Annotated in this window: 14 protein-coding genes and 2 pseudogenes; 7 read left to right on the top strand and 9 right to left on the bottom strand. The window is 67.8% G+C overall.

From position 1 onward, the window contains the following. Positions 1-496: 496 nt before the first annotated feature. Together AB0M11_RS35895 and AB0M11_RS35900 are read right to left on the bottom strand one after the other, a co-directional pair. Positions 497-1,594 (bottom strand): carbon-nitrogen hydrolase family protein, encoded by a 1,098-nt coding sequence (locus tag AB0M11_RS35895; protein ID WP_365712359.1) that lies wholly within the window; start codon positions 1,592-1,594, stop codon positions 497-499. Continuing rightward, on the bottom strand, positions 1,560-3,029 hold the full coding sequence (locus tag AB0M11_RS35900; RefSeq protein ID WP_365712360.1) for a cytosine permease: 1,470 nt from the start codon (positions 3,027-3,029) through the stop codon (positions 1,560-1,562). Before AB0M11_RS35900 ends, AB0M11_RS35895 begins: the two co-directional genes overlap by 35 nt. A 175-nt stretch (positions 3,030-3,204) precedes the next feature. Here AB0M11_RS35900 and AB0M11_RS35905 point away from each other — a divergent pair, with 175 nt between their 5' ends. After that, positions 3,205-4,143, top strand: coding sequence for a LysR family transcriptional regulator (locus AB0M11_RS35905; protein WP_365712361.1), 939 nt, complete (start codon positions 3,205-3,207; stop codon positions 4,141-4,143). Here the strand turns inward: AB0M11_RS35905 and AB0M11_RS35910 are convergent. The 5 genes and pseudogenes from AB0M11_RS35910 to AB0M11_RS35930 form a co-directional block, all read right to left on the bottom strand. Further along, positions 4,117-5,268, bottom strand: a complete 1,152-nt coding sequence (locus AB0M11_RS35910) for a phenylacetaldoxime dehydratase family protein (protein ID WP_365712362.1) — start codon at positions 5,266-5,268, stop codon at positions 4,117-4,119. The genes AB0M11_RS35905 and AB0M11_RS35910 overlap by 27 nt on opposite strands. Positions 5,269-5,561: 293 nt before the next feature. Next, positions 5,562-5,782, bottom strand: a pseudogene (locus AB0M11_RS35915) (transposase); the annotation flags it as partial. A 746-nt stretch (positions 5,783-6,528) separates the two neighbouring features. Further along, positions 6,529-7,042: pseudogene (locus AB0M11_RS35920) on the bottom strand (transposase). Positions 7,043-7,072: 30 nt separating this feature from the next. Further along, positions 7,073-7,501, bottom strand: coding sequence for a hypothetical protein (locus AB0M11_RS35925; protein WP_365712363.1), 429 nt, complete (start codon positions 7,499-7,501; stop codon positions 7,073-7,075). A 142-nt stretch (positions 7,502-7,643) separates the two neighbouring features. Continuing rightward, a complete protein-coding gene (locus AB0M11_RS35930; protein ID WP_365712364.1) occupies positions 7,644-8,060 on the bottom strand; it encodes a hypothetical protein in 417 nt (138 codons plus the stop codon). 239 nt (positions 8,061-8,299) lie between these two features. Here AB0M11_RS35930 and AB0M11_RS35935 point away from each other — a divergent pair, with 239 nt between their 5' ends. Next, positions 8,300-8,776 (top strand): hypothetical protein, encoded by a 477-nt coding sequence (locus tag AB0M11_RS35935; RefSeq protein ID WP_365712365.1) that lies wholly within the window; start codon positions 8,300-8,302, stop codon positions 8,774-8,776. Between the two features lie 502 nt (positions 8,777-9,278). Here the strand turns inward: AB0M11_RS35935 and AB0M11_RS35940 are convergent. Then, on the bottom strand, positions 9,279-9,683 hold the full coding sequence (locus AB0M11_RS35940) for a helix-turn-helix domain-containing protein (RefSeq protein ID WP_365712366.1): 405 nt from the start codon (positions 9,681-9,683) through the stop codon (positions 9,279-9,281). A gap of 143 nt (positions 9,684-9,826) precedes the next feature. On the opposite strand from AB0M11_RS35940, the gene AB0M11_RS35945 reads away from it, so the two are divergent. Beyond that, positions 9,827-10,699, top strand: a complete 873-nt coding sequence (locus AB0M11_RS35945; protein ID WP_365712367.1) for an SDR family oxidoreductase — start codon at positions 9,827-9,829, stop codon at positions 10,697-10,699. A 188-nt stretch (positions 10,700-10,887) separates the two neighbouring features. Next, positions 10,888-13,287 carry an Orn/Lys/Arg decarboxylase N-terminal domain-containing protein gene (locus tag AB0M11_RS35950; protein ID WP_365712369.1) on the top strand — a complete coding sequence of 800 codons (2,400 nt, stop codon included), beginning with the start codon at positions 10,888-10,890 and terminating at the stop codon, positions 13,285-13,287. 137 nt (positions 13,288-13,424) lie between these two features. Here AB0M11_RS35950 and AB0M11_RS35955 read toward each other — a convergent pair whose 3' ends face one another. Further along, a complete protein-coding gene (locus tag AB0M11_RS35955) occupies positions 13,425-16,265 on the bottom strand; it encodes a glycoside hydrolase family 3 C-terminal domain-containing protein (protein ID WP_365712370.1) in 2,841 nt (946 codons plus the stop codon). A gap of 354 nt (positions 16,266-16,619) precedes the next feature. On the opposite strand from AB0M11_RS35955, the gene AB0M11_RS35960 reads away from it, so the two are divergent. The 3 genes from AB0M11_RS35960 to AB0M11_RS35970 are packed head-to-tail and all read left to right on the top strand — an operon-like array spanning position 16,620 to position 20,317. Then, the gene (locus AB0M11_RS35960; RefSeq protein ID WP_365712371.1) at positions 16,620-18,308 is read left to right on the top strand and encodes an extracellular solute-binding protein; all 1,689 of its coding nucleotides are present in this window, start codon (positions 16,620-16,622) and stop codon (positions 18,306-18,308) included. Between the two features lie 27 nt (positions 18,309-18,335). After that, positions 18,336-19,376 (top strand): ABC transporter permease subunit, encoded by a 1,041-nt coding sequence (locus tag AB0M11_RS35965; protein ID WP_365712372.1) that lies wholly within the window; start codon positions 18,336-18,338, stop codon positions 19,374-19,376. Next, positions 19,373-20,317 (top strand): carbohydrate ABC transporter permease, encoded by a 945-nt coding sequence (locus AB0M11_RS35970; protein ID WP_365712373.1) that lies wholly within the window; start codon positions 19,373-19,375, stop codon positions 20,315-20,317. Before AB0M11_RS35965 ends, AB0M11_RS35970 begins: the two co-directional genes overlap by 4 nt. Positions 20,318-20,343: the final 26 nt, after the last annotated feature.

Consider the following 20,343-nt stretch of genomic DNA (forward strand, 5'->3'; position numbering starts at 1 on the left):
CTGACCCCTCAATGAAGATCAGGATGATCAGACGATCGCGAGGTGGGTCACCGTTGATCCGCCGTTCAGCGGTCAGTTTTCACCCGTCGCCGACAGTGACCTTGCCGGTAACCGCTTCGTCGGGGTCGTGGCCATTGGCCGCAGGATCAGGGTCAACCACACAGAGGAACCTGTCGAGCAGATGTTTTTGAGGCAATGCATCGGCTCAATTGATGAGCCGGTGTTCTGCGCGGGACGGTGCGAGCACGGCAAACCACTCGCGTGCCCGGCCACCGAAGTGACCAGGCACGCCATAAAGGAGTGGGGCCTGCGGCGAGGACGAGACAGCGGTCCAGCCACACGAGGTGCCCTTGAGCCACGCCCCCCTCTGCCTCGAAGCCACCAGGACTGTCTGCAGGACGTCACAGCGTTTGACGGATCGGCATGTCTTCGCCGCCATCACTGGGCGCGATGACCAGATATCAGCACCCGTCGAGAACCTCGCCCGGTTCAGTCTTTATTGGTCGACTGCCTCTTCGCCGTCCTGCGGCTCGAAAGCGGCTGTCGGCGGCGCACCGAAGACACTGTCGGAGGGGGCCGGGTCGACGTGCACAGGCGTACGGGGGTGCCGGTTCACCAGGAGCCGCGTGGCGTCGGCCCGCGCGTAGTGGCCGGCAGGGTCGGCCGCCTGCTTGGCCCGGCGGATCTCGGCGAGGTCGAGGTCGGCGACGAGGATGTCCTCGGTGGTGTACGGGAGAGGACCGGCGTGTGTCTCGCCCGACGGCGCGAAGATCGTTGTGGTGCCGCCTCCGCGTTCGAGCAGGCGCTGGCGTTCCTCGGTGTCGCACAGGCGGGAGAAGACGTCCTCGCCCACGATATTGGTCACCGCGATCACGTAGTTCTGGCCTTCGAGGGCATAGACCCGTGATGCGGCCATGTTGGCTTCCACCCCGAGGGCATAGGCGGTGCCGTTGTAGATCGAGAGAGCCGGCCACGCGGCAACGTGGATCTGCTCCCCGGCCGCGTACATCGCGTACTTGGACAACGGCTGGAGGTGTTCCCAGCAGTTCAGACCGCCGAGCTTGCCTATGGGGGTGTCGAGAACGAACAGATCGCTGCCGTCCCCCTCGCCCCAGATGCTGCGTTCGACATGGGTGGGCTTGAGCTTGCGGTGACGTCCGCGCAGTGAGCCGTCGCTGCCGATGAAGAACAGCGTGCAGTACAGGCTTCCGACTTCCCGTTCGGTCGCGCCGAGGACGACCTCTACGCTGGCGCGCCGGGCGGCATCGCGGACGGCCCGCAGTTCCGGACCGTCTGCCTCGACGGCGTTCTGGTGCAGCTCGACGAAGAAGTCACTGCCCCAGGCCGGAGCGCCGAGCCAGATCCAGTAGGGGAAGCCGGGCAGCCAGCTCTCGCCGAAAGCGACCAGGTGTGCACCTCGGCCCGCCGCCTCCTGGATCAGGGCGATCGCCTTGTCGGTGCTCTTTTCCTTGCTCAGCCACACCGGCGCGGCCTGGACCGCTGCGACTCGGATGACGGGATCGATGGCTACCATCGTGTGGCGCCCCTTTCTTTGTTTCTCAGTTCTTGCCGAGAGCGTCAGCTGCGGGGGCATCAGCGGATAGTCCAACGCTAGCTCTCAGGCCCGTCGCGCGGCAGATGACGGCGTACAGGAGCCCGGGGATCACGAGGCCGACAAGCCACGACAGATCGAAGCCCAGGCGCGCGGCGATGGGCCCGGTGTAAAAGTCCGTGGAAATGAACGGGACCAGCGCGAGACACCCGATCAGATATGCCGACAGCCCCTGCTTGCTGTAACGGCCGTACTCGCCGTCAGGCTGGAAGAGGGCGTTGATGCTGTATTGCCCCTGGCGCACGACGTAGAAGTCCACAAGATTGATCGCCGACCACGGAACCAGGAATGTGATCAAGAAGAAGATGAAGTTCTCGTACGCGGTGATGAAATCACCGGAGACGAGAGAGGCCCCGAGGGTGCCGATCGCTCCGAGGCCCAGCATGAAGCTCAGACGCAGCGCGAGAGTGGGTGTCCACTCACGCAGGTAGCTGGTCACGATGGTCAGGCTGGACATGGCTGCGCCGTATATGTTGAGGGCGCCGATGTTGACCAGTCCCACGATGAACACCACGAGGACCAGGACGCGGAACCATGCGCCTGTTGCGTCACCCGCCGCAGCGAGCGCCGGCACGAAGTCGAGTTTGGTGTAGGCGAACTGGACCGCCGCTCCCAGGGCCATGAGCCAGATGCCGGCAAGGGAGATGCCTGCGTAGCTGTACCAGAATGTTGCGCGGTGGCTTGTGCTCGCCGGCAGGTAGCGGGAGTAGTCGGCGACGTAGGGGCCGTAGGTGATGTGGTACGCGGCGACGATGCCGAGGATCAGGAAGAACCCGGTGCTTGAGAAGCCGCTGGGCGCCACCTCGCGGCCTCCTCCGCCGGACCAGTGGGCGGCGAGCGACACAGTGAGGATGGCGAAGGTGACGATGAAGAGCGGTGTGATGATCTTCGCTACCTTGTGCAGCAGGTTGTAGCCGAACGCCACGAGGACGACCGAGACCGCGCTGATGGCGACGATGCCGATCTTGTCGCTCACGCCGAAGAGCTCGCCGACCGCCTGACCGGCCAGAACGGCGCCGCCACCGTAGTAACCCAGATACATGAGCACCACGACCAGGAGCGGCACGTTCGCTCCGAACATCCCGAACTGGGCCCGGCTCTGAATCATCTGCGGCAGACCGAGAACGGGGCCCTGAGCCGAGTGATAGGCGACGAACACGGAACCCAGAAGGGTACCGATGGCAATCGCCACCACGCTCCAGGTCAGGCTCAGGTTGGTCAGGATGGCGAGCGATCCCGTGAGAAGGGTGACTCCCATCGCGTTTGCGCCGAACCAGAGGGTGAACAGGCTCCGTGCGCTGCCGTGCCGCTCCGAGTGAGGAACGAAGTCGACACTGTGCACTTCGAGCAATGACGAGTTCGGGTCGACGCCAGACGAATCAGAGGAGTCTTGAGACATGGTGATGTTCATCTCCATCCCAGGGGAATGCGACTACAGCATCGCGAAGTGCGGATAGCATCTGCTGCCCCACATTATTGGTCAATCAAATCTTTATGATTCAGGTCATCTGTTGAAGTGATGCAGTGGCCTATGCTGACGGTCAATGCGATCGCCGGAGTGGTGACCTGGGAATTTCCGGAAGGGGTCAGAGATGGAGCTGGGGTTCACCCTTACTCAGCTGCGGTACTTCGCCGCAGCGGCGGAGCACCTGAGCATGACGGCCGCCGCACGGGAGCTGCACGTGTCGCAGTCCGCGGTCTCGACAGCGGTTGCCCAGCTGGAACGCGAACTCCGTGTCCAACTGCTGCTTCGCCACCATGCGCGCGGCCTGACGCTGACAGCCGCCGGGCGAGCCTTCCACCAGGAGCTGCGATCGTTCTTCGCTCACGGAGCGGAACTCGCCGAGGTCGCCAGGCTGGCCGGCGGTGCACTGGTCGGAGAGCTCTCCGTAGGCTGCTTCACGACGCTCGGCCCCTTCGAGCTCCCGGGACTGCTGAAAACCTTCGCCGACCGTTACCCGAACGTCCGCGTCACCGTGCACGAAGCGGAGCACGCGGTATTGAAGACCCTGCTGAAGCAGGCGCGGATCGAACTGGCACTCATGTACGCCTACGACCTCGACGACGACATCGATCACATGGTTGTCCGGGAGATCCCCGCCTACGTGTGCCTGCCTGCAGACCATCGGCTGGCCTCGCGCGGCGCCATCTCGCTGACGGAACTCGAGGACGAACCGATGGTACTTCTCGACCTTCCGAACACCGCCGCGTATCTCAGCTCACTCGTGATGCTCTCCACCGGGGTCATGCCGAAGGTGCGCCACCGCACGGCCGGCTTCGAGACGGTCCGAGCGATGGTGGCTCACGGGCACGGCTATGCCGTGCTGAACCAGCGGCCGGTCCACGATCTGACCTACGACGGCGCCAGAGTGGTGAACGTGGAAATCACCGACCCGCTGCCCCCTCTGCAGCTGGTCGCCGCCACCATGAAAGGGGTGAAACTGACTGCACGCGCCCGCGCGATGATCCGCACGTTCCTGGAAAGGGAATCGCCCGCCGGGAGCCTACGCCCGTCCGCCGGCCAGCCGTGACCGGAGCATTCCCGTGCGCTCATGGCAGTTCCGGTACTCGAAGAACTGATCGCCCTTCGGCAGCACCATCACCTCGTGATACAGCCGCAGTTGGGCGGCCTGGCCGAATTCGAGCATATGGGCGTTGAAGGCGGCGAATATCTTCACGTGCGTGGCGTGTGAGCGCGCCCAGCCTTCAAGGTCGGCGAGGTCGCGCCACCAGCTGACGGCGAACGTCTTCTCTGTGCGAGACCCTGAGCCGTCAAGCACGGTGACGTAGCGGTTGGTGTAGCAGCCGACGGCCAGACCGTCGTCACGAAGGAACTCCATCCCGCGACGGAGCTGAGGTTCTACGCGCTCTAGGTAGAACAACCGCTCATCAGCGGTGGTCCTGCTGAAATCCTGGCCCGAGCGGATCAGACACGCATTCTGGTGCGGAGTGATGCGAACCCGGCCGCCACCGAGGTCCTCGGCGCCGGGATGCCCCTGGGGCACAAGCCGGTCGTCTCTCGCGTCCGGGATGCGGTCCCTCATGCCGCCCCAGTACCCGTGCTCGAGGACCGGTCCACTCACCGTCTCGGCAGCAGCACCGACACCTTGCAGGTAGCGATCGGAGGAATACAGGGTCTCCAGCCGTCGTACCGATGGGCGTACCACTTCGATAAATGTTCCCAGGCCAGCGGAGTCTGTCGTGTTCCAGGCTCGGCCGACGGAATCGAACCACGCGTCGAACGCCGTCATGTCGAGCCAGTAGCCGACCGTTAGTACGGTGACATAGCCGAGCTCATCCGTGTATTCGACGAGCTCATGATGAGTCGCCCCGCCCGCGGGCCCTGCCATCGAGTGTGCGAGATCCCGGACGGCTCCGTACGCACGGTCGCGCTGATCGGGTGCACCCTGGACACCGAGGTATGCGACGACAACCCTGCCGACACCGGGAGACAGACGGGCCGTATACGAGTCGAACGCAGGCCTTCGCCCGGACGGGTTGTCACAGCAGGATTCCGGTGCCGCACCATCGAGATGCGGAGCTATAGCGCTTTCCAACGATCTCTCGGCCATGTAGTTTCCTCCTTCGGGCGGCGGGGCTTTGATTATTCCACTCGGACGACTACGTATGGCATAGCCGTTTTCTTTCCAAGACATCGGTGAAATAGATAACTGATTCGTTCGGGCACAGCCTGGCGTGTCAATGTTCGATGCTGTCGCGGGTGGGACACGCCGGACGTCGGGCGCGCACCAGTACACGTCCGTCTCCGGCTTGCTCGGCCGGTTCGGCGTACAGGGCCCGGTGCAGGAAGCCGAAGGGCATCCTGCACACCTCGGGCGGTTGCCTCACCCAGGCGTCGTACAGCGGGTGTCCCGTTAGTCGGTGCAGCCGATCACGGTGAGGGCGTGTGCGGAGTGTTGGGCAGCGCGGGGGCGCTTCCGGGGCGCGGGTCGCCGATCACGAGCCGGGTCCCGGCCAATCCGCGTTCACGCAGGTGACGCAGGAAATCGGTCCAGAGCACCTCGGTCTCACTGTCACCGATCATCACCCCCAGTCCCTCGCGGCCACCGTCCTCGGTGATCCCGGTGGCGATCACCAGGCCCGGGAGACGATCTGGTGCTCGACCCCCGCTTTGCAGTAGGTCGCGTCCAGGTACACGTCAGGGAACCGGACATGATCCAGGTCGTCGACCGACCGCGTGGACACGCCGTGGAACAGGCTTCCATGATTCGAGTGCCCGGTGCGAGGCCCGGATCCGGCCGAGCGGAGGGGAGCCGCCGCCCACCTCGGCGAGGCCTGGCCCGCCCAGCGTTCGACGCAGGTGTTCAAGCGCCGTGAGACACATATCGGTCCACTTGCAGAAGAACAGCTGGAACGCCTGATCCGTGCCGGCCACTGAGTCGCGCGCATGTAGGTTCCGCTCCCTGCTCGCAGGGCGGCCCACCGGGCAACTCTCCTTGATAAACGGCCAGTTCAACTCAGGAAATACACGATGGCCCTGTCCCAGCAGGACTTACTGCGCCTGTTGGAGTCACTACGCTCGGCGGACGGGACTCGAACTCGTCCGACCAGGCCGTGCTCGGTGTCGTTGGGCATGGCCACGTCGCCCGCGAAGGCCCTGACGGCGACGACCGGTGCGAAGGCCTCGGCGCGGTTGCCGCTCGCGGACCTTCGTGGTGAAGCGCCGGGTGAACTCGTCGGCTGCTCGGCCGGCTGTTGGTCGTCGGTCCGTATCCCGTGGGGACCATCCCGAGCTGGTCCCCAAGCTACGGGCGCTCGTCGAGGCGTGCACAGCTCTCACGGCCGACAGCGGCCGCGTGCCGGGTGCTTGGAGGGCTTCCTCCTCGACCCAGCGCACGGTGACCCAGGCTCAGCACCTGGCCGACGTGCTGGCGAAGACCGGCTCAGGCGACATCTCATTTGGTGAGTCTGCGGTAGCAGCTGGGGGTGCAGGCGATGCTGGTGAAGGCCAGGAAGTCTTCGGCTTTGCGCTCGTAGCGGCGGTGCAGTCTGCGGCATCCGGCGCGCCAGGACATCGTGCGTTCCATGGTCCAGCGGTGGCGTCCCAGTCGGGTTGAGGATTCGGGCCTGTCAGCTCGCCCTTTTCAAGGCCCGCATGTTCACCGAGTCGATCGCACAGCGGGACCAGTCCAACTCGCCGCGGGAGCCGAGTTCGTCGAGGACCAGGCGGTGGAGTTCTGCCCACACGCGGGCCTTCGTCCACTCGGTGAACCGTCGGTGGGCCGTCGCACCCGATGGCCCGAACGATGCGGACGGCAACTGCTGCCACGTGCAGCCCGAGGTCGCCACGGAGACGATCGCGGCCAGCACCTCGCGGTCGCCGTGCCGACGTCGGCCACCCCCCTGAGGCCGCGATGGCGCTTCCGGCACCACCCGCTGGAACATCACCACGCCTGAACGGCGCACCATTTCAGACGCCTCGATCGGGACTCACGGTGCCTAGTTCTTGGGAGTAAGCACCACGTAGGTGACGTTTGTCCCATCGTCCATGACGCCTCTGAACAGTTGTTCGTTCAGCAAGGGTGACGTGGTGAGCACCGAAGCCAGAACTCCGGCAGCCGAGGCGAGGAAACCCAGGACCGCGGGCGCTCCATCGAGGAGCGCGTCTTCGATTGCCTTCATGCCGGCCTCGGTCAGGAGGTCATTGATGAAGTCGTTGACGTCGCTTGGCGGGTCGGGCGGACCGTTGTATATCGTCACGTAGTAGCCGTTGTCCTGACGTGCCGAAACTGAAATCTGAGCATCGTCTCGAATTGCCTTGCCCTGCGGAGCTTCTGACGGTATCGGAATCAAGGTGCCGTCGGGGTCGGGTGCGGCCTCGAAGCGGGTTGTATTGTCGCTCGCCGGGTTGGGAAGTGTGTCTGCCATGTCAAGCCCTCCATTTTGCATGAGTTGACATATCGTGGTCTGATGAAGGTGATGGGTCGCCTGGGCGGCCAAGCTGGGGCAGATGGAGTGCTAGGTCTTAGGTCCAGGCGACCACGCCATGCTCTACATGCTCACTTCGTAGTCATACGAAGATGGAAGCCACGAGCGCGGCATCGCCGATATCGTGAACCCCTTCATCAATCAGATCCTGCAGATTGACGTTAACGTTCGCTTTCCATGAGCCACTTGCTCCGAAGCCGGTCGGCCAGAGCTGCTGGATCATCGGCTCATTGGCCGTCCCTGCGAAGTCATCGTCTCTTGATCCCGGCTCGAAGGTGCCGTGCACGCGACCGGTATGAGCAAATGAGATGGGACGGTCTTCGTTGTCGGATACGACAAATGCAATCGCAACGTCGTAACTGACCGCGCCAGAGGCGTGGAAGTGTCCACGCAACGAGTAGGTGCCGTCAGAGAAAACACTCAGTTGAGAGTTTCCGCCAGCCGCGACGCCGTCACCGAACACGATTGGTCCGGTGTCAAAGTCTCGCCTGTCCACCATGGCGCTCTCCTGAACTGTGCCGGAGGATCCGCCTCGTTGGATCCTGGTGAAGCGGACCCTGGTGAATCGCTGTCTCTTCCAGCGTCACTCCGGCCAGGACATGACGCAACCTCAACGAAGTACATCAACCGACGTCCGATGACCTCAAGGAAGCGGCCTAGGTACCCTCAGTCAGTCGCTGGTCTGGGGCCGGACACGTACCGCTCGGTTGGGGTGAGCGCGGCATGGCCGTGGTGTAAGTGGACGACCAGTATGTCCAGGTGGGCGACGATGGGCGGCTGACGCTCATCCCGGGGCAGGAGGACCTGCGGGACGTCCTGTATTTCAAGGATCCCGACAACACCGCCACGTTCGAAAAGGCTGACTACCTTTGGCTGGCCCGTGTGGTCGTGATGGTGCAGGCAGGTGGGGGGAGGAGCGGCCGATTCCCGTGCGATCGCGGGCCAGTTGGTGCGCAGCCTGGCGGCTCGGGCGGCGGCTACTCGGAACGGCTGATTGACGTAGCAGCGCTCGGCGCCACGGAATCGATCACCGCGGGCGCGGGTGGAGATGCGGGCACGCCCACGGTCGACGGCGGCGACGGCGACGCCGGGAACAGTTCCTTCGGTGGCCTGTGCACCGCGCTCGGTGACAAGGGCGGCCAGTCCGTCATGGTCTCCGGCGCAACACCGGTCTGCCGCACCGGAACGTCCGGGCCCACTGGCCGCCGTCGGTGACTTGGCCCAGGGCGGAGGCGAGCGAGATGCGGATGCGCCGGCGGATCGTGCAACTGCACGGTTCAGGCCGGGACCGACGTGGCCGTCAGCAAGTCCGGGTCGGCGGCCAACCCGAGCCGTCGTGCGCCCTGTGGAACTTCGCCCGGATCATGGCGAGCCCGCCCCACGTGAAGGTGGCGCCGCTGGCGTTCGGCCGACCTGTGCGCCAGGCGGCGACCGGCTGGGGACCTCACGGACCGTACCGCTCGGGCAAGTCCCGCCATGGACGGCCGATCCCGCACTTCCCAGTCGCGGCCGAGGTATCTCGAGAACTGCTCGCCGGGGGACATGTCCTTGATGTGGCGGTGGGCAGTCCGGTCACCCCTACCCAGCACGACAGGCCGTTGATGCCGCCACTCGTGAGGTTGAACTCGTGGTGTCGCCGGGGTGCTCAGGTGAGTCTGGTGGTCGGGCCGGTCTCGGCGAGGCAGCCGTCCATGACCAGACTGTCGGCCGCCGCCGGTTACCGGGTGCGCTCAGTGCGGTCGTCGTACGCTTCGCGGGCGGTGATGACTTCTTCGATGTGCAGCACGGACCACTCCGTGAGCGCCTTCAGCGGTTCCCGCAGCGTCTGGCCCAGCGCGGTCAGCTCATACTCCACGTGCGGCGGCACCTCTGGGTACACGGTCCGGCTGACCAGCCCGTCGCGTTCGAGGGTGCGCAGCGTCTGGGTGAGCATCTTCTCGCTCACGCCCGCCAGCTCCTGCCGGAGCCGGCCGAACCGGGAGGTCCCGTTCCGGCCGAGCTCGCCCAGCACGAGGACCGCCCACTTGCTGCCGATCTGGTCGAGCAGGTCCCGCGACGGGCAGCCGCGCTCGTACGGATCGAATGACGGTGTGGGCCCGGTCACGTTCTCGACAACGGCCACAGGGCTCACCTCAATGCTGTCGGTCGGGTAAGTACCCTACCAAGGAGTGGCTACTCCCCAATAGAGAGTGTGCAGGTCATTCTGGCTTCCACCCGCCGCGGACGGACTGCGGCAGGCGTGCGAGGCACGCACGGAAGGAAGGAATGACCATCATGCCGATCGTCGTCACTGGAGCCACGGGCCAGCTGGGCAGGCTCACCGTCGAGGCACTGCTGCGGCGCGGGATCCCGGCCGCGGACATCATCGCGACCGGCCGGGACATCGCCAGGATCAAGGACCTGGCCGACGGAGGCATCACGGTACGCCGCGCCGACTTCGCGGATCCGGACGGCCTGGCCGAGGCATTCGCGGGGGCGGACAGGCTGCTGCTGATCTCGGCCTCGGTCCCTGTGGACGAGCGGGTCGCCAACCACCGCCGCGTGATCGACGCTGCGGCGTCCGCAGGCGTGTCGCTGGTGGCGTACACGAGCACGACGCACGCGGACACGGCCACCACCGTCATCGGTGCCACGCACGGCGAGACCGAGGCATATCTGCGGGACCGCGGAATCCCCAGCGTGCTGCTGCGCAACAGCTGGTACCTGGAGAACTACACCAGCCAACTGCCGCAGATCCTGCAGAACGGCGCCGTCGTCGGCGCCGCAGGCGAGGGTCGGATCAGCGCCGCATCCCGCGCCGACTACGCCGAGGCCGCAGCGGTCGTCCTCACCACTGAAGGCCACACCGGCGCCGTGTACGAGCTCGGCGGCGACGAATCCTTCACCCTGAGTGAGCTCGCCGCCGCGATCTCCGCTGCGGCCCGAAAGCGGGTTACCTACGCCGACCTCCCGGTGACCGACTTCGCCCAGGTACTGGCCGCCGCGGGCCTGCCCGCCGAGCTGGCGGAGGTCCTCGCTGACGCTGACCGCGGCATGAGCCGCGGCGAGATGTACACCGACTCCGGCGACTTGCGCCGCCTGATCGGCCGGCCGCCCGTGACCCTGGCCGAGGCGCTCTCGGCCGCCGCCCTGCATTGAGGTTGAACTCGTGATGCGGCCGGGTTGCTCAGGTGGGTCTGATGGTCAGGCCGGTCTCGGCGAGGCGGCCGTCCATGAGTTCGCCTGTAAAGGTGGTTTGCCGTCCCGGCCGCCTCCTGGCTCCACGTGCCGTCAGGACACTGGCCGGGAAGCGGCCGCGGGTGCCGCCGTGGAAGGCGGAGGAGCACATGGCCGACGGCAGGATCCTGGTCGCGGTACCCGAACCCCCTCGGGGAGAGGGCGCCGGGCCCGAGCAGTTGCGCGCGATCCGGGACGCCGTCGAGGCGGGCGGCTTCGACGTCCGGTGGGCGGTCACGGCCGAGGACGCGGAGGCGGTACTGCGCACCGAGGCCGGCCTGGCTGCCGCGCTGGTGGCCTGGGACCTTCCCGGGGGGTGCGGGGACGGACCCGGCGCCGCGCTCGCCGCGCCGGACGGCACGCTCGCCCGGCCGGGCCGCGCCCTCGACGGGACTCCGGGCGGCGGCTCCGTACTGCGCCGGATCGGCCGCCGCTTCCGGGACCTGCCGGTCTTCCTGGTGATGACCGGCGAGGGCCTGGGGGACCTGCCGCTGTGGGTGTCCGAGTCGGTCGTGGGCTACGTCTGGCCGCTGGAGGACACCCCGGGCTTCATCGCGGGCCGGATCACGGCAGCCGCCCGCGTCTACCGGGAATCCGTGCTGCCACCGTTCTTCCGGGCACTGCGCCGCTTCGACGACGCCCACGAGTACTCCTGGCACACCCCGGCCCACTCCGGCGGCGTCGCCTTCCTCAAGTCACCGGCGGGGCGCGCCTTCCACGACTACTTCGGAGAGCGGCTGCTGCGCAGCGACCTGTCGATCTCGGTCGAGGAACTGGGCTCGCTGTTCGAGCACACCGGCCCGATCGGCGAGGCGGAGCGCAACGCGGCCCGGGTGTTCGGCTCCGACCTCACCTACTTCGTGCTGCACGGCGACTCGACGTGCAACCGCCTGGTGGGCCACTTCAGCGTCACCCGCGACGAGATCGCGCTGGTGGACCGCAACTGCCACAAGTCCGTGCTGCACGGTCTGGTCGTCTCGGGCGCCCGGCCGGTCTACCTGGTCCCCACCCGTAACGGCTACGGCCTGGCGGGACCGCTGCCCCCGGCCGAGATCGCCGCGGACGCGGTGGCGGCCCGGATCGCCGCGCACCCGCTCACCGAGGGCGCGGTGTCCCCGCGCCCCCAGTACGCGGTCCTCACCAACTCCACGTACGACGGCTTGAGCTACGACGCCGTACCTGCCGCACGAGCCCTCGCCGCCAGCACGCCCCGAGTGCATTTCGACGAGGCGTGGTTCGCATACGCTCGTTTCCACCCGCTCTACGCCGGCCGTTACGGCATGTCGGTGGACGACCGGACCTTCCCCGGCCCGGACCGCCCGACCGTGTTCGCCACCCAGTCCACGCACAAGCTGCTGGCGGCGTTGTCGCAGGGCGCGATGGTGCACGTCCGGCCGGCACCACGAGCACCGGTGGAGCACGACCGGTTCAACGAGGCGCTGATGATGCACGGCACCACCTCGCCCCTCTACCCGATGATCGCCTCGCTGGACGTCGCGACGGCGATGATGGACGGCCCGCAGGGCGAGTGGCTGATCGACGAGGCGGTGACCGAGGCGATCCGCTTCCGCCAGGAGATGGTGCGCCTGCGGCAGCGGATCGAGAGCGCCGGGGACCGGCCGCCGTGGTTCTTCGGGGTGTGGCAGCCGGACACGGTCACCGACCCGGCGACCGGCGAACGGCTGCCGTTCGGGGACGCCCCGCCGGAGCTGCTGAGCACCGACCAGTCCTGCTGGCTGCTGGAGCCGGGCGCCGACTGGCACGGCTTTCCGGGGCTGACCGAGGGCCACTGCATGCTGGACCCCGTCAAGGTCACGCTGACCTGTCCGGGGATCAGCGCCACCGGCGAGATGGCCGAGGAGGGCATCCCGGCCCGGGTGCTCACCGCCTACCTGGCCACCCGGAAGATCGTCGTGGAGAAGACCGACAGCTACACCACGCTGATCCTGTTCTCCATGGGCATCACCAAGGGCAAATGGGGCACCTTGCTGGACGCCCTCACTGATTTCAAGTCTCGCTACGACGCCGACGCCCCGCTGGAGCGGGTCCTGCCGGAGGCCGTCGCCGCGCACCCCCGCCGGTACGCGGGCCTGACCCTGCGCGGGCTGTGCCAGGACATGCACGAGCAACTGCGCTCCGCGCGCCTGGTGGAGCTTCTGGACAGGGCCTTCCAGCAGCTCCCGCAGCCCGTGGCGCCGCCGCAGCACTGCTACCAGAGTCTGGTGCGGGGTGGCACCGAGCGGGTCCGGATCTCGCGGGCGGCCGGACGGGTGGCGGCGGCCATGGTCACGGTCACCCCGCCCGGCATCCCGGTCCTGATGCCGGGCGAGTCGATCGGCGCCCCCGACGGCGCACTGCTGCGCTATCTCACGGCCCTGGAGTCCTTCGACCGCCGTTTCCCCGGCTTCCGCAGCGAGACACACGGCGTGACCATCGACGAGGACACGGGCGACTACCTGATCGAGTGCCTCGTGCGGGACGCGGAGCCGCGCCCGGGACAACACGCCTAGTGCCCCGGCAGGCGCAGACGGTGCCTGCCGGGCACTGGCGCGGCGGTTCGCCGGCCGACGGGAACCTCTGCGGGCCGGGGCCCGGCAACCGATGTCCCGGTGCCGGGCCCCTTTCCCGCGCCGGCCGCTCCGGACCCTCAACCGGAGAAGCCGACGTGCGCGAGCCGCAGTGGGCCGCGCAGTGTGATGCGGACGTCATGGACGCCCTCGGCGACGATGCCGGCGGTGAGCGAGGTGTACGTGTACACGTCCGGCGTCGGCTCCGCGAGCGTCAGCATCGCCTGCGGAGCGCCGCCGTCCAGGGCGAGGTCCAGCGTGCCCGAACCCGACACCCGCACGGTCACCTCCGTGATCCCGGTGCCGAAGTCGCAGTTGCGGTAGTGGAGTTCGGCTGCGCCACCGTCCTCGGGGGTGACCGCGTCGCCCTCCGTGCGGGTGCGGTCCACGAGAGCGATGCCCGACTGCTCGTCGAAATCGGCCGCGGCAAGGCCCTGTTCGGCGACGGGGCGGGGCGCCGCCGGTTCGCCGTCCAGGGTCACGGTCGTCCGCAGCCGGACGTCCTCGCTGGACGCGCCGACCAACACGTCGTACGGACCCCCCTCCAGGCGCCGGCCGTCCCGCGCCACATCCCAGAACGCGAAGGCGGACAGCGGCACTTCGAAGGTCAGGCCGGTCCGCTCGCCGGGATGCAGCGTGAACCGGCGGTGGGCGAGGAGTTCCCGGCGCGGGCGCGGTACGGACGGTTCCACGGCCCGGGTGTAGAGCTGGGCCACCTCGTCCGCCGTCACGTCGCCCGTGTTGGTGACCGTGCAGGAGACGCGGAGCGTGCCGTCCGCCATCTCGGTCGTCAGGTCGGCGTAGGAGAAGGAGGCGTAGGACAGGCCGTGGCCGAAGGGGAAGAGCGGGGCGCCCTCGAAGTAGAGGTACGTCTGCCGGGCGGACAGGATGTCGTAGTCGAGGAGGGCGGGCAGGTCGGCGTCGGAGGCGTACCAGGTCTGCGGGAGGCGGCCGGCCGGTGAGACGTCGCCGGCCAGCACCCGGGCGAGGGCGCTGCCGGCCGCCTGGCCGCCGTGGGCCGTCCAGAGCACGGCGGGCAGCCGCGCCACGTCCACCGCGTACGGGTACGACGACACCAGTGCCAGCACCGTGGCCGGGTTCGCGGCGCGGGCGGCCCGCAGCAGGCGCTCCTGGTGCGGGGGCAGGACCAGGGTCGTACGGTCCTCGGTCTCGCGGCCGTTGATGTGCGGGTCGTTGCCCGCGACCACCAGCACCACGTCGGCCGCGGCGGCGACCCTGGTCACCGTGTCCGCGCCCCGTTCGACGGTGATCAATTCGAAGACCGAGGCGTTCTCGGCGGCAACCCGCACGCCGTCGGCGGCGACACAGACGTGGCGACCTGTGCCGAGGTGCCTGAGGAGGTGACCGTTCTCGTGGGGTTCCAGGCGGAACGTCTCCTGGACGACCCAGCCGCCGGGCTGGTCCGCGGCGGCGCGGACGAAGCCGTCCTCGGCGACGGAGAGGTAACGGCCGTCCGGGGCGCGCAGCGTCAGCACCTCGTCGCCCCAGTCCACGAGGGCGAGTTCGGTGCCGGTGGGGCCGGTGGTCAGCGGGGGCAGGTCGGTGCGGCCCGCGAGCAGAGCCGGGTCCAGGGCGCCCGCCACGCCGGGCACCTCGTCGGCGGCCTCGGGGGCGGTCGGCACCTGGAGGAAGGTGCCGTCCGCGAGCTTCAGCCGGACCCGGTCCACGCCCTCCGCGAACTCCACCCGCTCCGCGCCGAACCGCTCGTACAGCCCCTCCAGCGGGGTGGAGCGGTGGATCAGGGTGCCGCTGTACCAGTCGAGCTTGCACTCGTCGGCGAGCAGGCCGACCACGGCGATCCGGGCGTCGGGCGCGAGCGGCAGCAGGTCGCCGTCGTTCTTGAGCAGGACGACCGCCTGTTCGGCCGCCTCCCGGGCGAGCGCCCGGTGGGCCGGGGTGTCGAACTCGCCGGTGTCCGGCCCCGGACCGCCGTGCGGGTCGAACTCGCCGAGGCGGAAGCGGACCGAGAGCTGGCGGCGCACCGCCGTGTCGATGTCGGCCTCGGTCAGCAGGCCCTGTGCCAGGGCGCCGTGGATCCGGGCGACGACGACCGAGCTGTCCGTGCCGTGGTCGGTGAAGCTGTCGACCCCGGCGAGCAGGGCGGCCGCCGTCGCCTCCTCGTGGGTGGCGAAGTAGTGCTCGTGGTCGACCAGGTTGCTGGGCGCGCCCGCGTCCGAGCAGACCAGCAGCTCCTCGTCGGTCCAGGCGCGCAGCTGCTCGCGCAGGTAGGGGGAGACGTGGTTGGGGCGGCCGTTCACCAGGTTGTACGCGGGCATCACCCCGGCCACCGCGCCCGCCTCCACGGTCTCCCGGAAGGCGCGCAGGTCGTACTCGTGCAGCACCCGCGGGCGGACCGAGGAGGACGAGACGGCCCGGTCCGTCTCGTTGTTGTGGGCCAGCCAGTGCTTCAGCACGGGCGCCGTACGCCAGTACACCGGGTGGTCGCCGCGCAGGCCGCGGGTGTAGGCGGTGGCGATGGCGGACGTGAGTTTCGGGTCCTCGGAGTAGCCCTCCTCGTTGCGGCCCCACAGCGGATGGCGCAGCAGGTTCACCGTCGGCGCCCAGACGTTGAGGCCGACCCGGTCGTCCCGGGCGCGCATCGCCCGGACCTCCTTGGACACGGCCTCGCCCACCCGTCGCACCAGATCGGTGTTCCAGGTCGCGCCGAGCCCCACCGCCTGCGGGAACACCGTCGCCGGTCCCATCCAGGCCACCCCGTGCAGGGCCTCCTGGCCGGTGCGGAAGGCGCCGATGCCGAGGCGGTCCACGGCGGGTGCGAACTGGTGCAGGAAGGAGACCTTCTCGTCCAGGGTGAGCCGCGCCAGCAGGTCGTCGATGCGCTTCGCGAACGGCAGGTTCGGATCGCGGAAAGGTGGCGCGGGCGGCGTTTGAGCGGTCACGTGCGGTTCCCCTTGCGCTGGAGCGGCGAGGCGCTTTCGAAGCGCTTCGATGCTCATTCGACGCAGGGGTGGGTGTCAAGAGAGGGTCCGCGATATTTCAAGCAGCGCATAAGAAGAGGTCATCACCCATGGCTCGGAGGAATCTTGGAAGCGACCCTTGTGCACCCCCGGGTGTTCACTTAACCTCGCAGCAACATCGAAGCGCTTCGACTAGTCGAACAGCCGACCATCCGGTTCCTCGCAGGGACGCATGACATGAGTCGGAGACCCGCTTCAGCTCAGCCAGTTCCACTCGAGACACCGCAGCCGACGGCCACCGCCGGGTGTCCTGGTGCGCCATGAAGGGTTGACGCAATGACGCCGAACGCCGCTTCCGCCCCCTCCGGCCCGAGCCGGAGAAGTTTCCTCGCCTCCACGGCAGTCGCCACCGCAGCGGTGGCCGGCGGGATGCCGCTGCTCGCCGCCTGCGGGGCGTCGGACAGCGGTTCGGGAGGGGGCTCCTCGTCGGGCAAGGACGCGAAGAAGCTGCTGCCGGTCTACGTCGCCAACAACGTGGTGACCCCGGACATCCCCTCCAAGTACGGCTCGTCGATCGGCTTCACCAGCAAGCTCGACCTGGCGACCCTGAAGACCTCGGTGCCCAGGAAGCTCGGCAAGGGCGGCAAGGTCACCATCATGTCGCCGTTCTGGGGTTCCCCGCCCAAGCAGGACAACCCGTACTACAACGCGATGAACGCCATGATCGGTGTCGACGTCGAGTGGCAGAACCAGGACGGCAACACCTACGACCAGAAGCTCGGCGCGGTCCTCGCCTCCAGCGACGTCCCGGACGTCGTGGTCATCCCGAACTGGAACATGGGCGGCAAGATACCCACCGCCATCATCAGCAAGTTCGCCGACCTCGGCCCCTACCTGTCGGGTGACCGGGTCAAGGACTACCCGAACCTCGCCGCCATCCCGACCGACGCCTGGCGGCGCTGCATCTTCGGCGGCAAGCTGCGCGGACTGCCGATGCCGGCCTCCTACGTCACCAACATCGTGCCCCTCTACCGCAAGGACGTCTTCGACAAGGAGGGCTACGACGTCCCGCGCTCGGCGGCCGAGTTCCTCTCCCTGGCCAAGGAGATCACCAACGCCAAGGCCAGGCGCTGGGCCTGCCTGGACATGAAGTGGACCGCCTGGCAGATGTTCGGCGTCCTGTCCGGCAGCGAGAAGCCGCTCGGCTGGAACCTCGTGGACGGCAGGATGGTCAACCGCATCGAGACCGACGAGTACCTCGAAGCGCTGGAGTGGACCCGCAAGCTCTTCGCCGCCGGGGTCGTGCACCCCGACGCCATGCTGGGCAAGAACGCCCCCGACCCCGGCCCCAAGTTCGCCGCCGGCGAGTTCCTGATCTACTCCAACGACATCAGCCAGTGGTGGAGCCGCACCGCCGAACAGGCCACCAAGAACCCGGACTTCAAGATCTGGGGGATGGACGTCCACGGCCACGACGGCGGCAACCCGCAGGTCTGGGCCGAACAGCCGGCCGGCATCTTCGCCTTCGTCAACAAGAAGGCCTCCGAGTCCGTGATCCACGACGTGCTGGCCGTCGCCAACGTCACCGCCGCGCCGTACGGCACCAAGGAGTACATGGCCACCAACTACGGCGTCGAGGGCACCCATTACACCGTCAAGGACGGCGTGCCCACCAAGACCACCCGGGGCAACAACGAGGTCATCAACGCCTATGTCATGGTCGCGAGCCCGGCCGCCACCATCGCCCACCCCGACTTCCCCGAGGTGGCCAAGGCCCAGGTGGAGTGGCAGCAGCGGATGGGCTCCTTCACCAGGAAGTCCAGCTTCTTCGGCCAGATGATCACGGAGCCGACCCGCTACACCAACCTCTCGGACAACTTCGAGACCCTCGAGGACGACATCACCCGCGGCCGCAAGAAGATCAGCGACATGCAGCAGGCCGTCGCGGACTGGAAGAGCAAGGGCGGCGACAAGCTGCGCGACTGGTACCAGAAGCTGCTCGACGACAACGGTTCGGCGAGCTGACCGGGCTCTGAGGCAAGGAGAACGGCCGTGTCCCACAGCACGGTGCCTCGCAGCAGGGCCGAGGCAGACGACGACGGTACCCGGGGGACCGCGGTGGCGTCCGGCGGCGCCGACGGAACCGGGAGGACGACGAAGAGCGCGAAGCTCGGTCTGCGCCTCAGATTCAGACGCGACCGCACCCTGATCCTGATGACCCTGCCGGCGGTCCTGCTGCTCCTGGTCTTCAACTACCTGCCGATCCTCGGCAACATCGTCGCCTTCCAGGACTACGACCCCTACGTCAGCGACAACGGCATCGTCTCCATGCTGCACAGCGCGTGGGTGGGCGTCGAGAACTTCCAGCAGATCTTCGCCGACTCCGCCTTCTGGAACGCGGTGAAGAACACCCTGGTGCTGTTCTTCCTGCAACTGGTGCTGTTCTTCCCGGTCCCGATCGCCCTCGCGCTGCTCATCAACAGCGTGGTCCGGCCCCGGGTGCGGGCGATCGCCCAGGCGGTCCTGTACCTCCCGCACTTCTTCTCGTGGGTGCTGGTCATCTCCGTCTTCCAGCAGATCTTCGGCGGCGCGGGCGTGCTGTCGCAGCTGCTGCGGCAGCACGGCTACGACGGCCTCGACATCATGACCGACCCGTCGACCTTCAAGTTCCTGGTCACGGCGGAGGGCATCTGGAAGGACGCGGGCTGGGGGATCATCGTCTTCCTGGCGGCGCTGGCGTCCGTGAGCCCGGACCTCTACGAGGCCGCCGCCATGGACGGCGCGGGCCGCTGGCGCCGCATCTGGCACGTCACGCTCCCGGCGCTGCGCCCGGTCATCGCCCTGCTGCTGGTCCTGCGGGTGGGCGACGCGCTGACGGTCGGCTTCGAACAGATCCTGCTCCAGCGTGACGCCGTCGGACCGGGAGCCTCGGAGGTCCTCGACACCTTCGTCTGGTGGAACGGCGTGCGCAACCAGGACTTCGGCTACGCGGCCGCCGCGGGACTCATCAAGGGCGTGGTCAGCCTCGGACTGGTCCTCGCCGCGAACAAGGTGGCCCATCTCATGGGCGAGCAGGGGGTGTACAAGAAATGACCGCAGTCCTCGGCAAACCGCCCGTACGGGAGCGTCCGCCGTCCCGGTGGGCCGCGCCTCCCCGCCCGGTGTGGGAGGAGGAACCGAGCAGGGCCGGCGCCGCCGGCAAGGGGCTGGTGCTGACCCTGGCCTGCCTCGGCGTCCTCTTCCCGCTCTGGATCGTGGTCGTCACCAGCCTGTCCTCCGGCCGGACCATCGACGAGGCGGGTGGCCTGGTGATGGTCCCCAAGGGCATCACCTTCGTCGCCTACCGGGAACTCCTCAGCGGCGGCCAGGTCACCCGGGCCACGATCATCTCCATCCTGATCACCCTCGTCGGCACGCTGTTCTCCATGACCGTGTCGGTCCTGTGCGCGTACGGCCTCTCCCGTATCGGGTCGCTCGGCCACCGCTGGTTCCTGCTGCTGCTCATGGCGACGATGTTCTTCAGCGCCGGGCTGATCCCGACCTACCTGCTGGTCCAGTCCCTGGGCCTCACCGACAGCTACCTCGCCCTGATCCTCCCGAGCGCGGTGAGCGTCTTCAACATCCTCGTCCTGCGCGGGTTCTTCATGGGCATCTCGCAGGAACTGATCGACAGCGCCCGCATCGACGGGGCCGGCGACGTCCGCATCCTCTGGCAGATCGTCATGCCGCTGTCGCGGGCGGTGCTGGCCGTGATCACCCTGTTCTACGCGGTCGGGTACTGGAGCGCCTGGTTCAACGCGTCTCTGTACCTCAACGACCAGGACAAGATGCCCCTGCAGAACGTCATGATCCAGCTGGTCCAGAAGCAGCAGGCCCCGGTGGGGCTGGCCCAGGCGATCAAGACGGGCGAACTGTCGGGGCTCGCCGTGCAGATGGCGGTGATGGTGATGGCGTTGCTGCCGGTGGCGGTGCTGTCGCCGTTCGTCCAGAAACATTTCAAGAAGGGGATGCTGACCGGGGCGGTCAAGGGGTAGCCGACGTCGCCTTCTGAGGGGGGTGG

The organism is Streptomyces sp. NPDC051987 (genome assembly GCF_040680735.1).
Taxonomy (GTDB): domain Bacteria; phylum Actinomycetota; class Actinomycetes; order Streptomycetales; family Streptomycetaceae; genus Streptomyces.

What these genes read in the sequence shown, in the direction of transcription:
- AB0M11_RS35950 (WP_365712369.1), top strand. Translation starts at nt 10,888, where the DNA reads ATGGCCGACGGCAGGATCCTGGTCGCGGTACCCGAACCCCCTCGGGGA.
- AB0M11_RS35945 (WP_365712367.1), top strand. Translation starts at nt 9,827, where the DNA reads ATGACCATCATGCCGATCGTCGTCACTGGAGCCACGGGCCAGCTGGGC.
- AB0M11_RS35905 (WP_365712361.1), top strand. Translation starts at nt 3,205, where the DNA reads ATGGAGCTGGGGTTCACCCTTACTCAGCTGCGGTACTTCGCCGCAGCG.
- AB0M11_RS35900 (WP_365712360.1), bottom strand. Translation starts at nt 3,029, where the DNA reads ATGGAGATGAACATCACCATGTCTCAAGACTCCTCTGATTCGTCTGGC.
- AB0M11_RS35960 (WP_365712371.1), top strand. Translation starts at nt 16,620, where the DNA reads ATGACGCCGAACGCCGCTTCCGCCCCCTCCGGCCCGAGCCGGAGAAGT.
- AB0M11_RS35910 (WP_365712362.1), bottom strand. Translation starts at nt 5,268, where the DNA reads ATGTCTTGGAAAGAAAACGGCTATGCCATACGTAGTCGTCCGAGTGGA.
- AB0M11_RS35895 (WP_365712359.1), bottom strand. Translation starts at nt 1,594, where the DNA reads ATGCCCCCGCAGCTGACGCTCTCGGCAAGAACTGAGAAACAAAGAAAG.
- AB0M11_RS35930 (WP_365712364.1), bottom strand. Translation starts at nt 8,060, where the DNA reads ATGGTGGACAGGCGAGACTTTGACACCGGACCAATCGTGTTCGGTGAC.
- AB0M11_RS35970 (WP_365712373.1), top strand. Translation starts at nt 19,373, where the DNA reads ATGACCGCAGTCCTCGGCAAACCGCCCGTACGGGAGCGTCCGCCGTCC.
- AB0M11_RS35925 (WP_365712363.1), bottom strand. Translation starts at nt 7,501, where the DNA reads ATGGCAGACACACTTCCCAACCCGGCGAGCGACAATACAACCCGCTTC.